Origin of the sequence: Facklamia sp. HMSC062C11 (assembly GCF_001810675.1) — a bacterium.
Taxonomy (GTDB): Bacteria; Bacillota; Bacilli; order Lactobacillales; family Aerococcaceae; genus Facklamia; species Facklamia hominis.
Genome location: NZ_KV802399.1, coordinates 25,120 through 40,462 on the forward strand (window position 1 = coordinate 25,120; position 15,343 = coordinate 40,462).

Below are 15,343 nucleotides of genomic sequence, written 5' to 3' on the forward strand. Positions count from 1 at the left end.
GGTCCACCACAGCTGTGGGATTGGATTTAATTCTTAACAGCCAGTGAAAAGGCTCTTTCTACTCGATGATGCTGAATGGCTTAATTTTTAGGAGCTTTGAGTAATCTTAAACCATTCAGAATGACCAACAAGGTTGATCCTTCATGCAACAAGACGGTCAATGGCATGGCGTGCCAACCCATGAATGAAGCCAAGACCAGGTAGACAACAACGGCTAAGGAGAAGAAGATATTCTGCCAGATCACGCGGTTCATTTTACGGGCGACTTGATGGGACAGGACAATTTTTTTCAGTTGATTTTCTAAGAGAACGAGGTCGGAGACTTCGATGGCAATGTCTGTTCCTTGCCCCATCGCAATTCCAACATCAGCCTGAACCAAGGCAGGGGCATCATTGACCCCGTCACCAACCATAGCGGTGTAACCAAAGGCTTTTTGCAATGCTTGAATCTGGCTAGCCTTATCCTCGGGTAAGACATTGGCAGCCACTCGCTCGATGCCTAATAATTGACCGATGGCTTGACCGGTTTCTTTAGCATCTCCGGTAATCAGTTGGGTGTGGATGCCTTGTTGACGGAGGTATTTCAGGGCAGCTTTGGCTTCTTCACGGACTGTATCCATTAAGGCAATGGCTGCTAGAATCTCTTCATCTTCTGAGAAATAAACCACTGTTTTACCCGCTTGGGCCCAGTCATGGGTCAAATCTTGGATCTTTTGGGGGACGTTTGGATAGGAAGAGGCCTTACCGATCCGATATTGATGGCCTTGGTAATCACTGATCAGACCTTGACCTACTTGAGTTTGGACGGTGAGTTCAAGTTTGTCTTGGGGGGTGAAGTAATCTAAGATCGCTTGGGCAAGGGGATGGTTGGCCTGACTTTCCATAGCAACCAGCAGGTCAATGCTGGCTTGGGAATGAGCTTCATCCACAAAATAATGATCCGTTACTTGGGGTTGACCATGGGTCAAAGTCCCCGTCTTATCAAAGGCCATGGCCTGAACTTTGGCTAGGGCGGATAAGTAGTGACTGCCCTTCACCAGGATGCCACGTTTTGCTAAAAAGGAAGTGGCAGATAGACTGGCTGAAACAGTTGCTGCAGCTAGGGCACAGGGGGAGGCTGCGACTAAGACATTTAAGCCCTTATTTAGACTGTCACTTAAAGGAAGGTTCGCTAACAAGGGACCCAGCAGGGAAATGGCGATCACGAATAAGATAACCCCATTCACATAGTAGGGTTCATAGTGGTCGATGAGGCCAGCGATGCGGGTTTGGTTGGCTTGATTTTGTTGGACGAATTCAAGAATACGGCCAAAGACGGAATCTTCTTTACTCTTGGTCACTTCCATGACGAATGATCCTTCACCATTAAGACTGGAGGCATAGACCGGGTCTCCCACTTGTTTGCTTTGAGGGAACGATTCGCCCGTAATGGCAGCCTGGTTGATCTGGCTGGCACCACTGATAATCGTGCCGTCACAGGGAACCTGATCACCCGCTAAGACTTGGATTTGGTCACCGATTTGAACTTGGTCGACGGCGATGATCTCCGTTGATCCGTCCGATTTGATCCGCCGAGCCTTAAGGGGGTTCAAGGCTAACAATTTAGAGATTTCGCGTTTTGACCGGTCTGATGCGGCATGTTCTAAGAAATGAGCGCCCGCAAAAATTAAACATAATAGACTGGCTTCCGCAAATTCACCCAGTAAAGAGGCTCCGATAGCGGCCAGTCCCATAAGAATATGGGCATTGGGCGCGAAAAAGCCCCTTTCTTGACTGGCTTCGATGGTTTCTTCAATCCCTTCTTTGATGATGGCATGGTAACCCGCTAATAGACAGGCTAGGACGAATAAGCTATTAGCGATAAGCCCTTCCTTTAGATAAAAAGCAACCGCACTGACACCCAGAGCCGCAATATAAGCAAACAGGGGTCGGTTGGAAGCGTGATGATGACAATGACTCATAATAATCCCTCCTAATGATAATCACTACGATTAAATGAATATAAATTCATATGAATATATATTCATTATAAATCCTTGATCAAAAGAGTCAAGCTTTTAATCAAAAAAAATTAGGATTTCCATCTGACACTCCATTTTAAGGCGAGGGTCATTATGATATTCTGCCATTAGCTTGAAATAAAAAAATCTCCCCAGACGATGGTTATCGCTGGGGAGAGGCTTGCTATTTGGATGAGAGATTCGTCTTCTTATTCCTTGTCAAAGCTTTTAAGAGCGGCTTGAGTAATATAGTTATAAGGTTGGTTAAAGTGAGGTAGGAAGAAGAGGTCGGTAAAGGCTAGGCGATCGATCGTGACTTGTTCTTGGATAGCCAAGGAGAAGAGATGGATATTCGCCGAGATGTCGTAGCGCGAGGCGAGTTGGGCCCCTAAGATTCGGTGACTCTTCTTGTCATAAATGATTCGGATTTTGACTTCTTCATTTTCTGGCATAAAGCCTGGGAATTGGGTATCTTGGAAGTCGACAAATTCAATCTCGAAGCCGGCATCTTTAGCGGCTTGTTGGGTTAATCCGGTTGATACAAAGTTTAAGCCATTGATGGATATTCCATTTGATCCCTGAACTCCATTGGCTTCGATCACACGACCATCAATATTATAACCGGCTACTAAGCCAGAGCGAACAGCATTAGAAGCTAGGGCAATATAGGTCTCTGCTTGGAGAGCATTGGAATAGATCGTTGCACAGTCTCCAACAGCATAGACATCCGGATCGGAAGTTTGTTGATGGCGGTCAACATGAATTGCGTGAGAAGGACCTAATTCCAAGTGGTCTTGGGCTAGTTGGATATTCGGGATAAAGCCGACTGCTGAAATAATCGTATCGACTTGGTAGCGGCCTTTATCTGTCACTAATTCACAGACCCGTCCTTGGTCATTACCGACAAATTCAGTGGCCAGTTCCTTAAAGTGGAGTTCAATGCCAAGTTCTTCTAAATTTTGATCCATTTGAGCCGAGAAGTCAGGGTCATAATAACCAGGTAGGGAATGGTCTTGTCCATCGAATAACAGGACTTTCTTGCCGCGGCGAATGGCTGCTTCGGCGAGTTCTGTTCCGATGTAACCAGCACCGATAACGGCTACGGTTTTGACAGAATCTTTCGCGAATTCTTGGTCGACCGCTTCCCCTTCTTGGAAGAGCTTGAGGAAATGAATGCCTTCAAGGTCGGATCCAGGGATAGGCAGTTGGATGGGAAGAGATCCGGTTGCTAGGACCAGTTTGTCGTAGGATTCTTCCAGCTCTTGGCCATCTTTGGTTTTGGCATAGACTTTTTTAGCTTGGTAATCAATATGGGTGACTTCAGTTTCTAAGGAGATTCGAGCTCCTTTTTTCTGGAATTCTTCCTTGTTGGTATAGAAGAGCCCTTGATTGCTATCGATTTGACGGCCTACCCATAGGGCGGTTCCACATCCTAGGTAGGATAGGTTGCTATTTCGATCAAGCATGACAACTTCATGTTTTTGAGGGCTGGCTAAAAGGGTATTAGCGACTGCAATACCAGCATGGTTCGTTCCGATAATGACAATTTTCATATGAATTAGCCTCCTTTATTATGGTACTAGTATAGCAGACTTTGTTCATCAATACACAAGATATGCTCTGAGAAAAAATTATTTTAAAAACTTCATATAAGAAGGGTTTTATTAATATTGTTGATAGATCGCCTCGGCGTTTGAGAAGGTATTATTGGTCGATCAGCGTTCAAAAGTAGGATCCAGCGTGGTATGATGGTACTAGTGAGCAATCTAGAGAGAGGAAGACACTTTATGGATCAAAAAGAGGTCATTATACAAGAAATATCTAGTTTTTTTAAGGTTTTGGGGGATAAGACGCGCTTGTCCTTGCTTTTTTTGTTGGAGGAAGAGTCACGTAATGTCTCTGAACTAGCTCAAGCCTTAGGCATGGAACAGTCAGCTGTGTCTCACCAGCTTAAGGTCCTTAAGGATGCTAAAATTGTTAAGTCAACCCGCCAAGGGAAGTCGAACTATTATTCCTTGGATGATGATCATATTTTCACGCTCTTAAAGCAAGTTCGTGATCATATTCAAGAAGATGCTTAAGAGCAAGGAGGGGGAAAGTCATGTCCAAAAAAGATAAGACCAATGTGATGCGTGTGTTAGAACAAAAAAAGGTGGATTATCAAGCCTATGAATGGGATCAAGTACCTAAGTCGTCGGTGGATTTTCCTATTTATAAGACTTTGGTGACTTATGGTAAGACCGGAGACCATTATGTCTTTGTCATTCCTACCGAAAAATACCTAGATCTTAAGGCAGCGGCTAAGGCAGTTGGTGAGAAAAATATCCATATGTTGTTAGAAAAAGACTTGTTACCCTTGACTGGCTATGTGCATGGGGGCTGTTCACCGATTGGCATGAAGAAGCAGTTTGTGACGGTCTTTGATCAGTCGATTGAGACCTTTGACCAGATTCTATTCTCAGCGGGGAAAGTGGGCTTTGCGGTTCAAGTTAGCCCCAAGGATCTGGACCGGGTCTTGGATTATCAGCTAGCCATGATTACTAAAGATAAGGAAGATTAAGGAACGCTTGCCCTGAGGGTGAGCGTTATTTTAGCATTTGGTATAGGGGTATGGTAGGATGAAGCTAAGAGAGGAGCATGCAGATGGATACACGAGATGGTATAAAGGCGTATTATTCCAAGATGTCTTTGGAAAATGGCGGTCAGATGGCGACGCAGGTATGTTCTTTAGCGGGAATGGGCTTGCCTCGCTCCATTAAAAAAATTCGTTCAGGGATTCCTCAAGAGATCATTGAACGCTATTATGGCTGCGGTTCACCGATCCCAGCAGTTCTTGAAGGACAGACGGTTCTGGATTTGGGCTGTGGGACGGGGGTGGATGTCTATACCCTTTCCAAATTAGTGGGTGAGCGTGGTCATGTGATTGGGGTCGATATGAATGAGGATCAGTTAGCGATTGCTCGTAAGTATCAGGATAAGATGACCCGTAAATATAAATATGCGAAGCCAAATACAGACTTTAAGCAAGGTTATATTGAAGACTTAAAGGCTTGCGGGATTGAGGATAACTCGGTGGATATTGTGGTGTCGAACTGTGTCTTGAATCTGTCACCGAATAAGGAAGCAGTCTTTAAGGAGATCTGGCGGATTCTAAAACCGGGTGGCGAGTTATACTTTGCGGATATTTTTGCGGATCGGCGGATTCCGGAAGCCGTAAGTCAGGATCCAGTTTTATGTGGGGAATGTCTAGGTGGCGCTATGTATCTGGAAGATTTCCGTCGTTTGATGATGCAGACAGGATGGTTGGATCTTCGTTTTATGACTAGTCGTCCAGCACCTATTGGCAATGGTCGGATTGAACAATTAGTCGGGAATATTGGTTTTTATTCCGTAACGGTCCGGGCCTTCAAGTTACCTGGATTGATAGAAGATGCTTGTGAGGACTATGGTCAAATCGCCATTTATCGGGGTGGTGTGGCTGATCAGTCTCAGCTTTTTGAATTGGACCAAGACCACCGCTTTGAGCTCAACCGCCCTCAACAAGTCTGTGGTAATACAGCAGCCATGTTGGAAAAGACCCGCTTTGCGGAATATTTTGAGGTAATTGGAGATCGCAGTCAGCACTTTGGACGCTTCAGTGAGGTAAGGCATGAAGTTGACCCGGTAGCAGCCGCTAGGACTTGTCGTCCAGCTGATAGTACTTGTCAATGTTAAGAAAGAAAGCAGCTAGCCGAGAGGCTTAGCTGCTTTTTTGGTGTGATTAACTTTGTGGGATATAAAAAGAGGGAAGATGGTTAATCTTAAAAAAGCTCGATTTTGTCCTTGGTTGGGTAGATCGAGCTTTTTTAAAACGTGCTCCAAAAGTCAGAGCCTAGACTCTAAGCTAAAACTCTCAACATTTTCTGCGAAAATGCTCGTGTTTTCGCTTAGCTCAACGGGGCTTGCTGAGACTGTTGTTGCTTTAGCGACTTACAGTCTTACATCCGTTAGGTACCCGACTTTTGTCGCGCTCTATTTAAAATGTGCTCCGATGAGCATCCCCTTATGTTTAAGCAAAAATCGCTCTGCGTGATTAAGATCACTCCGATCGATTTCTTACTTAGCCTACAGGGGATAAACGCTCATCGTCGCACTCTGTTAAAACGTGCTCCAACTTGCATCCCCTGAGTTCTAAGCAAATCACGTCCTGTGCGATTTTCAATCGCCCTGTCCATGCTTTGCTTAGCCTACAGGGGATGCTGAGACTGTTGTTGCTTTAGCAACTTACAGTCTTACATCCGTTAGGTAAGCGCAAGTTGTCGCAATCTATTTTTTAGAGTAGTTGGGGGCTTCTTTGGTGATGGTGACGTCGTGTGGGTGGGATTCGATGAGGCCGGCGTTAGACATGCGGATGAATTGAGCTTCTTGGCGGAGGTCTTCAATGGTTCGGCTACCGGTATAGCCCATTCCAGACCGGAGTCCTCCGATCATTTGGAAGAGCATATCTTCAACGCTACCCTTGTATTCGACCCGTCCTTCGATTCCTTCTGGAACCATCTTATTGGCTTCTTTCTTTTCTTGGAAATAGCGGTCGCTGGATCCATGTTTCATGGCTGCTAGAGAGCCCATGCCTCGGTAAGATTTGTAGCGGCGGCCTTGGTAGATTTCGAATTCGCCAGGAGATTCGTCGGTTCCGGCAAGCATGGATCCAAGCATCACTGCATGGCCACCAGCAGCGAGTGCTTTGACGATATCACCGGAGTATTTGATTCCACCGTCAGCGATAATGGTCTTATTGTATTCTTTGGCGGCAGTGGCAGCTTCATAAATGGCGGTTAGTTGAGGGGCTCCTACACCGGCAACCACACGGGTGGTACAAATTGAACCAGGACCAATACCGACTTTAACAACGTCGACTCCTACATCGAATAGAGCACGGGTACCTTCAGCGGTCGCTACATTACCGGCGATAATGGCAATATCTGGATAAGCATCACGGATTTCCTTGACCTTACGGATGACTCCAGCAGAATGGCCATGAGCTGTATCAATGACCAGGGCATCCACACCGGCATCGATCAAGGCTTGGGCGCGCTTGAAGGTATCATTGGTCACTCCGATAGCTGCAGCGACAATCAATTGTCCATTTTGGTCCTTGGCAGCATTTGGGAAATGACAATTCTTTTCGATGTCGCGACTAGTGATCAAGCCCACTAATTTTCCTTGATCGTCAACCAATGGCAGCTTTTCAATCCGGTGTTGGTAGAGGATTTCTTCCGCTTCATCCAGGCTGGTGTTGGCTTTTCCGACGATCATATCATTGCCAGTCATAACTTGGCTGACTTGTTTGTCCTTATTTTTGGTATAGCGGACATCACGAGCAGTGATAATGCCTACTAAGGTACGATCGTCTTCGCTCTTGACAACAGGAAGACCAGAAATATCGTACTGAGCCATCATTTTTTGAGCGTCTTGGATCGACTGGTCGGGTGTTAAGAAGTAAGGATCATGGACAATGCCATTCTCTGACCGCTTAACTCGGAGAACTTCTTGGGCTTGATCTTCAATCGACATATTCTTATGAATGACGCCAAGACCGCCATTTTGTGCCATTGCAATTGCCATAGCAGATTCTGTCACGGTATCCATACCGGCAGAAATAATTGGAATGTTCAATTTAAGGGTGGGTGTTAACTGAGTTTGTAACTCCACCTGGTCTGGTACAACGTCTGAAGCAGCTGGTAATAAAAGGACATCGTCAAAAGTGTAACCTTCTTTGGCGAATTTAGTGTCCCAAGCATTCATGTGCATCCCTCAACTTTCTGGTGATTTTATCTGCCAATATAGCACGCTTGGAAAAAGTCCGCAAGGGGACTGAGGCAAAAAAGCCGGAAGTGGAGGGTCTTTCGTTCGCTTTTACCCAAAAACACGAACATTTAACGAAAGAAGGGGGAGTATAGCCCATCTTCTTAAAATTGATGCTATAATTAAGTGAAAAGATTTTTTTTGATTTTAATAAAAAAATTTAAATCGATGCTTTTCTAGGCGGGGATTTTGTAGTAAGATGGTCAAGGGATCGGAACCTTGGGTGAAGATCCCACTTAAATTTTAAAAAAAGAAAGTGTGGGGAATAACAGATGGCAAGAAATATCGGAACGGTATCACGCGGTGTGCGTTGTCCTATTATTCGTCAAGGTGACGATTTAGCCAGCATTGTTGTTGAAAGTTTATTGGAGGCAAGCCAGACGGATGGTTTTGACTTTAATGACCGCGATGTGGTGGGAATTACTGAATCCATCGTTGCTCGCAGTCAAGGTAATTATGCTAGTACAGATGCCATTAGCCAAGATATTAAGGAAAAGTTTGGTGATCATACCATTGGTGTGATTTTCCCTATTCTTTCACGGAATCGTTTTGCGGTTTGCTTAAGAGGGATTGCTAAAGGGGCTAAGAAGATTGTTTTGATGCTGTCTTATCCACGCGATGAGGTGGGAAATGAACTTCTTACCTTAGATCAATTGGATGAAGCCGGAATCGATCCTTATGCACAAGTCTTAAGTTTAGAAGAATACCGGGCTAAGTTTGGTGAAAACCGTCATCCTTTCACGGATGTGGACTATGTCGCTTACTATCAAGAGATTATTGAAGAAGCTGGGGCAGAAGTGGAAATTATTTTTGCCAACCAAGCTAAAGCTATCTTAGACTATACTGACCATGTATTAAATTGTGATATACATAGTCGGAAACGGACCAAACGGATCTTGGAAGCTAAAGGAGCGACTGTTTATAGCTTGGATCAAATCCTTGCCAAATCAGTGGATGGATCGGGTTATAATTCAGAATATGGTCTATTAGGATCCAATAAATCAACGGAAGATTCTGTCAAGTTATTCCCACACGATGCCAATGAAATGGTGAATGCCATCCAAGCAGTCTTAAAAGAAAAGACGGGTAAACATATTGAAGTGATGGTGTATGGGGATGGTGCCTTTAAGGACCCAGCAGGTAAGATCTGGGAGTTGGCAGATCCGGTGGTCTCACCAGCCTACACTTCTGGCTTGGAAGGAACTCCGAATGAATTGAAATTAAAATACTTGGCTGATAATGATTTCTCAGATCTTTCTGGAGATGCTTTAAAAGAAGCTATCGCTAGTCGGATCAAATCGAAAGACCAAAGCCTAGTGGGTAAGATGGAATCAGAAGGAACCACCCCAAGACAATTGACAGACCTGTTAGGTTCGCTTTGTGACTTAACCTCTGGTTCTGGTGATAAGGGTACGCCGATTGTTTTAATTCAAGGTTACTTTGATAATTATACGAATGATTAATTAAACATTAAAAGTGCGACACAGCTATTTTAGCTGTGTCGCACTTTTTTGTGTCTATCGTATGGAGAGGGGGTGCGCTCTATCAAGAGGTGGTCCCACTCTATCAAAATGTGTGCTTTTGTCGCACTCTATTAAAATGTGCTTCAACTTGCATCCCCTGTAGGCTAAGCAAATCACGTCCTGTGCGATTTTCAATCGCCCTGTCCATGCTTTGCTTAGCCTACAGGGGATAAACGCTCATCGTCGCACTCTGTCAAAACGTGCTCGCAATTGCAGCGCCTGGACGTTAAGCGACCCTTCTCGAACACTCTTTGAGTGTTTCGAAGGCTCACTTACCGCTGCGGCGCTTGCTGAGACTGTTGTTGCTTTAGCAACTTACAGTCTTACATCCGTTAGGTAGGCGCAAGTTGTCGCACTCTATCAAAATGTGCTCGCAGTCGCATCCCCTTGTGTCTAAGCAAAAATCTTCCGCGTGACTGATGTCACTTGGAAGATTTCTTACTTAGCCTTCAGGGGATAAACGCGCCTGCTCGCACTCTATATTCTAATGGTTGTCCAGTAGCCTTTTTTGAAGCGGTGGTGCATTAGGATGAAGCGGGTGAGTTGGTCGGAGAAGATTCCGATCCAGATTCCGGCGAGTCCTAGGTGGAAGGTGTGGACGGCAATCAGGGTGACAGCGGTTCGGATGATTGCCACGGATAGGATTCCGGCAAAGAGGGTGTAGCGAACGTCACCGCCGGCTCGAAGGCAACCTGCATAAATGAGTTGTGAGATTTGTAGTAGGACAATCACGCTGGAAAAGTCCATAATCATTTTACCCATTTGAATGGATGAAGGGTCGGTGAAGTAGATCGACATGATCTGGGTTCCAAATAGGAAGAGGATGACCGCTAGAGAGATCGACATGATGAAGCCGATGCGTTGGCAGACTTGACCATAGTTAATAGCAGCTTTACGGTCGTTTTGACCGAGTGAACGTCCGGCAAGAGCGACGGCGGCAACTTGCATCCCATCCGCAAAGGAGAAGCCCAGGCTTAGGATGTTCATACCGGCATTATGAACCGCAAAGACTTGTGTTCCCAAGCCGGCAGCAGTGACGGCAGTAGCCAGGAAACCAATCCGCATGGCTAAGTTTTCGATAAAGAGATTGGCCGAGAGTTGGCTGATGATTTTGGCTGTTTCCCATTGAAGGCGGATTTTTTTCTGTAGGATGCGCTTGAAGCGGATATAAGAATGGCCAAAAAAGAGGGACCGGAAGCTCATCAGCATCGCCACGATCGTCCCTAAGACGGTAGCAAGAGCAGCCCCCTGAATCCCCAATGCAGGGAAACCAAAATGGCCATCAATCAATAAGTAGTTAAAGCAGATATTGACGATGGAGGAGGTCAAGTTGGTATTAAAGGCAATTCGGGTGTTCCCTGAACCTCTTTGAGCCGCATTGATACACATAGCGATGACATTAAAGATCATTCCCCCCATAATAATTCGGAAATATTGGGTAGCAGGCTGGAGGGTATCGGATTGAGCTCCTGCCAGTCTTAGAATATCTTGGGAGAAATAGATCATTAAGCCAGAAATGATCGCACAGAGGATGAGACTCAAGGTCATGGCTGTGACAAAGACTTCATTCGCTCCATCTTGTTGATTTTGGCCCCGTCGTCTAGCTATCAAAGAGGAGACGGCGATATTGATGGCAAAAAAGAGGGACAAGCCAATTAAACGCGGTTGGTTGGTTAAGCCGACAGCGGCAATGGCATATTCCCCGAGATTTCCCACCATGATCGTATCGATAATGGCGGCTAGAGCAATAAAAAAGCTCTCTAAGACGGAAGGCCAAGCCATCTTTAGGGCTGTTTTATAAGACGATTTGTTTTTGATCATGTTATCATTCCTATTAATTTATTTGTCCATTGATTTCTCATACTACGCCCCCTTGGACCTTTCCAGTTTTGGAAACGAGGGGCTAAGACTTTTCATTTTCATTCAGAAGCATTACTATTATAAGGTAAAGGAAATTCTATTCAAATGCAAAGGAGATTATTGTGAAAAGAAAAAGTTTATTTTCAAAAGAAAAAACCCTGGCCATTGCTTTCGCCTATGTCGGTATTATTACCGGTGCAGGCTTAGCGACTGGCCAGGAGATCTTACAGTATTTTGTATCTTTCGGGAGAATCGGTATAATCGGATTGGTTTGTATTAGTATTCTTCATATGGTGATCGGTTCTTGGGTATTATCCCTAGCTTCCTATCATCAAACCAGTAACCACGTGGAAGGTTTGGAGTCGATAGCTAGGCCTTGGTTGGCCAAAGTTCTGGATTGGATTTTGAGCTTTTCCTGCTTTGTGATGTGTTTTGTCTTGGTCGCAGGAGCTGGATCCACTTTTCAGCAACAATTTGGAACACCGGCTTGGGTGGGTTCCTTGATCTGTGCGCTTTTAATTCTAGGTATATCTTATTTGGATTTTGATAAGGTGACTGCGGCCTTGGGGTTTTTTACGCCAATCTTGTTGGTGATGATCAGTCTTGGATTGATCGTGACACTTTTCCAAGGAGGCATTGATTGGTCGAGTAACTTTGCGATGGCCCGTGAGCTTCACTTAGCGATTCCGAATATTTGGTTATCCATCCTGAATTATTTTGCCCTCTGTCTGGTGACAGCCATCTCCATGTTCTTCGTCTTAGGGGGACAGGTTATGGGGCTAGAAAATGCCAAGTATGGTGGAGCGATTGGCGGCTTTCTAGCTGGTTTTGTCTCATTACTAGTGGGAATTCTCTTATATACTAAGGTCGATGTGGTAGGCTATGAGGCGGTTCCGATGCAGTCCTTGATGCAGGCGATCCATCCGGCTCTTGGTTTTATCATGTTTGTGTTAATTTTTGGTATGATTTTTAATACGGGGATTTCGGTTGCTTACGCCTTAGGTAAGCGGATTGCTGGCGATAATGAACGCCGCTTTAAGACCTGGGTGATGCCGCTTATTTGTACTTTGGCTTTTATCTTGTCCTTTGCTGGGTTTAGTGAATTAGTATCCATTATGTATCCTATCTTAGGTTATATCGGAATCGTGTTGGTGGGGCTAATTATCATTGCTTGGTGGAAAGACCGTCAAGCCATGAGTCTGGAAGAAGAGATTCGCCAGTCCGTCTACCATCTATTGACCAAGCGGCAAGATCCTGATCAGACCATGGTTCGGCGGGATGTTAAGAATCTCAAGCAATTAGTGAAAGACTCCAAGGCAGATAATCAACAGATCCTAGAACAAGTCCAAGAGATCGTCGATCGTCAAACTGAGGAATAGGTGAATTTATGTGTACCAGTATAAAGATTGATTCCCCCCAAGGCATTGTGATGGGGCGGACTATGGACTTGGAAGCTCAGGTAGATTTTGATGTGCTGGCTTTTGCGGGTGGTTATCCCACTAGTGAAAATTTGATGGGTGGCCATTTTGAGGGGCCTTATCCCATGCTGGGGGTCTGCTTTAGGGAATGGGATCCGCTCAAGGATGGGATGAATGACCAGGGTTTGATTGGGGTGACCAATGATTTTTCTGGTTATCACTTATTTCCAGACCAGGTTCAAGCTGGGAAGATCAATGTGTCGAGCTTTCATTTTTTGAATTATGTCTTAAGTCATTATGCCAGTGTGGCGGAGGTCTTGGCGGACTTAGATCAATTTCATCTAGCCCGTCATAGTCATCAAGGTCACAAGGTGATCAGTCCTTTATTTCATTGGATGCTGGCAGATAAGACAGGGCGGTGTGTGGTGATTGAACCAAGTAAGGGTAAGCTTATTGCCTATGATAATCCTTATGGGGTGATGACCAATGCCCCCAAGTTTCCCTCCCACTTGCGTCATTTGAAAAGACAGATGGACCTGGATCAGTTAAGGGCTTTTAATGGAGCTAGAGACCTACCTGGAGCCTACGATCCTAAGTCGCGCTTTGTCAAGGCTTATTATCAAAGTCGACTAACACCTGAGATTAAGACCCATCAAGAAGCCATGGCCTATCTCTTCCAGTCCTTGCAGGCCATCTCGCTACCTCGTGGTTTTATTGCCAATGATCGCTATCAAGATTACACCTTTACGCAATACATCGTGGCCTATGACAGCTATGACCAACAGCTGCTCTTACGGACGGACACTAATCCTTCCCTATATCATCTGACCTTTGATCAGTTGGACCTATCCCAAGGCCGGGTACTCTTGTCGGTTCCGACCTTTGAAGCAGGCTGTTCCTTAGTTTCCTCGCAAAAATAATAATTTAATCATTTAAGGCTTGCCAGTTGCTTCCCTCCTTTAATACAATAAGTATGAAGGAGGGATTTTTGATGCGATTAATGGACTATGTAAAAACCAACCAAGATAAAAAGCTAAGCCAGCTACCCCTTAATGAAGTGGACTTGGCAGTTTTAATCGAGCTATCCTACTTGCCGGTGGATGACTTAATCCCTCAAAGTAAAGAAGTGAACCAGGCTTTGTCATTGCCGGGTCTAACTAAGGCCTACCACGCTAAAGAGATTGGTAACTTAGACCTGATTCAAAAGACGCGCGAGGATCTTTTCCGAGAGGTCATGACGGCCCCACGCTACCAAAGTCTATTATTTTATGCATTTACCGGGGAGAGTAGCCAGAGCCAACGGCTACAATTCGCCGCCTATGCCATGGAATGGGAAGGCCATCATCTGGTCGTGATGCGGGGAACGGATGGACAGATTGTCGGTTGGCAAGAAGATTTTAACTTAGCCGCCCAGGAAGCCATGCCCTCGCAAGGCTTGGGCGTCAGCTACCTAAAAGATCTCTTGCAGGCTAATGCTTATAACTATACCTTGATCGGTCATTCCAAAGGAGGCAATCTGGTCATTGAAGCTGCTTTGCACCAGCCTTCAAGCTTACAAGAACGGATTGACCAGATCTATTCTTTTGATGGTCCTGGCTTGATTGAAGAATCCTTGAAGGATCCTGGTTATCAGCGAATTAAGGACCGGATTCGAGTTTATATGCCGCAAGATAGCCGGGTGGGCATTATTCTGGGAGACTGGGAAGCCGTTCAAGTTGTTAAGAGCTCCGGCTTTTCGTATTTGCAGCATTTGCTTTCACTGTGGGAAGTTGCCGACCAGCAGTTTGTGCGAGTCTCCTCTTTGACCTTGGCTAGTCAGGTTAGTGCTCAGGCCCTTGACTTGTGGTTAGCCTGGCAATCCCCGCAGGCGATCCAGCAGTTTTTTGAACAGGTCTTTGCCTTGATCTATCAGACGGGCTTTGATCGTTGGGAAGAGGTGTCCATGGATCTAGGGACTTTTTTAACGGCTTTAAGTCAAGAGATTCGTCAGTTGGAGGTCAAAGATCGTCGCTTTCTTCTATCCATGGTGGAGGATTTGTTCTTAATTAAGGAACAAGTGAGCTGTCAATACTTGGCTCACGATCAAAAGCGTCAACCCCTATGGTGGCGGACTCGTTGGTATTGGCAGCGAATGGCCTCCATTCATCCAAGCTTCCATCTTATTTTAAGCAGTCTTTTAGCTCTTTCTGGAATCGGCCTGCTTTATTTTCAGCCCGGTAGCCAGTGGATAAGCCAAGCCGTTTTAACCCTGCTTTTTCTATTAAAAGGCGGTCTGAACTATCTACCTAATCAACCCGTCCAGCAAGACAGGTCTTACCGACGTCATTTCCTACAGTTGGGCTTCCTGTTAGTAGGAGGCTGTGGCTTAGTCACTTTGATTCAAGGGAAATTGTTAGATACTTATTTCTTGAGCCTACTTCTAGCCCTAGCGAGTGCTTGGTGGCTAGCTCGTAACGCCTACTATGCCCATACTGAAGGCTTATTCTCATGGAACAGCTTGATCTTGGGGATTGCCCAAGCGATCTTAGCCTGGCAAAATCTGACCCAAGCCTCTGGTATTTTAGGTCCAGCCATTCTATTAGGAATCGGGCTTTGGCTTGAGGCGGTCACCGTGATCTATTACTATGTTAAACGCTTGGAAAAGCAAGCACTTTATCAATTTGTTCATCAACACTTACGAAAAAACCATTAGAAGGGA

11 protein-coding genes are annotated in these 15,343 nt (G+C 45.3%); 7 read left to right on the forward strand and 4 right to left on the reverse strand.

All coding sequences use genetic code 11. The annotated features are described in order from the left end of the window. Positions 1-80: 80 nt before the first annotated feature. Positions 81-1,961, reverse strand: coding sequence for a heavy metal translocating P-type ATPase (locus tag HMPREF2758_RS04590; protein WP_070609391.1), 1,881 nt, complete (start codon positions 1,959-1,961; stop codon positions 81-83). A gap of 248 nt (positions 1,962-2,209) precedes the next feature. After that, positions 2,210-3,553, reverse strand: a complete 1,344-nt coding sequence (gene nox, locus HMPREF2758_RS04595; protein ID WP_016648345.1) for a H2O-forming NADH oxidase — start codon at positions 3,551-3,553, stop codon at positions 2,210-2,212. A gap of 234 nt (positions 3,554-3,787) precedes the next feature. Here nox and HMPREF2758_RS04600 point away from each other — a divergent pair, with 234 nt between their 5' ends. From HMPREF2758_RS04600 to HMPREF2758_RS04610, 3 genes are all read left to right on the forward strand, one after another. Beyond that, entirely contained in the window at positions 3,788-4,081 is a 294-nt protein-coding gene (locus tag HMPREF2758_RS04600) for an ArsR/SmtB family transcription factor (protein WP_070609393.1), read from the forward strand. 20 nt (positions 4,082-4,101) lie between these two features. Next, positions 4,102-4,560, forward strand: a complete 459-nt coding sequence (locus HMPREF2758_RS04605) for an aminoacyl-tRNA deacylase (protein WP_070609395.1) — start codon at positions 4,102-4,104, stop codon at positions 4,558-4,560. An 83-nt stretch (positions 4,561-4,643) separates the two neighbouring features. Next, positions 4,644-5,714: a methyltransferase domain-containing protein gene (locus HMPREF2758_RS04610; RefSeq protein WP_070609397.1), complete on the forward strand. Its 1,071-nt coding sequence runs from the start codon at positions 4,644-4,646 to the stop codon at positions 5,712-5,714. Between the two features lie 591 nt (positions 5,715-6,305). On the opposite strand, the gene guaB is transcribed toward HMPREF2758_RS04610, so the two are convergent. Next, positions 6,306-7,784: an IMP dehydrogenase gene (guaB, locus tag HMPREF2758_RS04615; protein ID WP_016648340.1), complete on the reverse strand. Its 1,479-nt coding sequence runs from the start codon at positions 7,782-7,784 to the stop codon at positions 6,306-6,308. A 332-nt stretch (positions 7,785-8,116) separates the two neighbouring features. Here guaB and HMPREF2758_RS04620 point away from each other — a divergent pair, with 332 nt between their 5' ends. Then, positions 8,117-9,307, forward strand: coding sequence for a coenzyme F420-0:L-glutamate ligase (locus HMPREF2758_RS04620; RefSeq protein WP_070609398.1), 1,191 nt, complete (start codon positions 8,117-8,119; stop codon positions 9,305-9,307). A 537-nt stretch (positions 9,308-9,844) separates the two neighbouring features. Here the strand turns inward: HMPREF2758_RS04620 and HMPREF2758_RS04625 are convergent. Then, positions 9,845-11,188, reverse strand: coding sequence for an MATE family efflux transporter (locus tag HMPREF2758_RS04625; RefSeq protein ID WP_070609399.1), 1,344 nt, complete (start codon positions 11,186-11,188; stop codon positions 9,845-9,847). 161 nt (positions 11,189-11,349) lie between these two features. On the opposite strand from HMPREF2758_RS04625, the gene HMPREF2758_RS04630 reads away from it, so the two are divergent. From HMPREF2758_RS04630 to HMPREF2758_RS04640, 3 genes are all read left to right on the forward strand, one after another. Continuing rightward, positions 11,350-12,606, forward strand: a complete 1,257-nt coding sequence (locus tag HMPREF2758_RS04630) for a YkvI family membrane protein (RefSeq protein WP_070609401.1) — start codon at positions 11,350-11,352, stop codon at positions 12,604-12,606. Positions 12,607-12,614: 8 nt separating this feature from the next. After that, positions 12,615-13,565: a linear amide C-N hydrolase gene (locus tag HMPREF2758_RS04635; protein WP_016648336.1), complete on the forward strand. Its 951-nt coding sequence runs from the start codon at positions 12,615-12,617 to the stop codon at positions 13,563-13,565. A gap of 71 nt (positions 13,566-13,636) precedes the next feature. Further along, positions 13,637-15,337, forward strand: a complete 1,701-nt coding sequence (locus tag HMPREF2758_RS04640; RefSeq protein ID WP_070609402.1) for an Mbeg1-like protein — start codon at positions 13,637-13,639, stop codon at positions 15,335-15,337. Positions 15,338-15,343 lie beyond the last annotated feature (6 nt).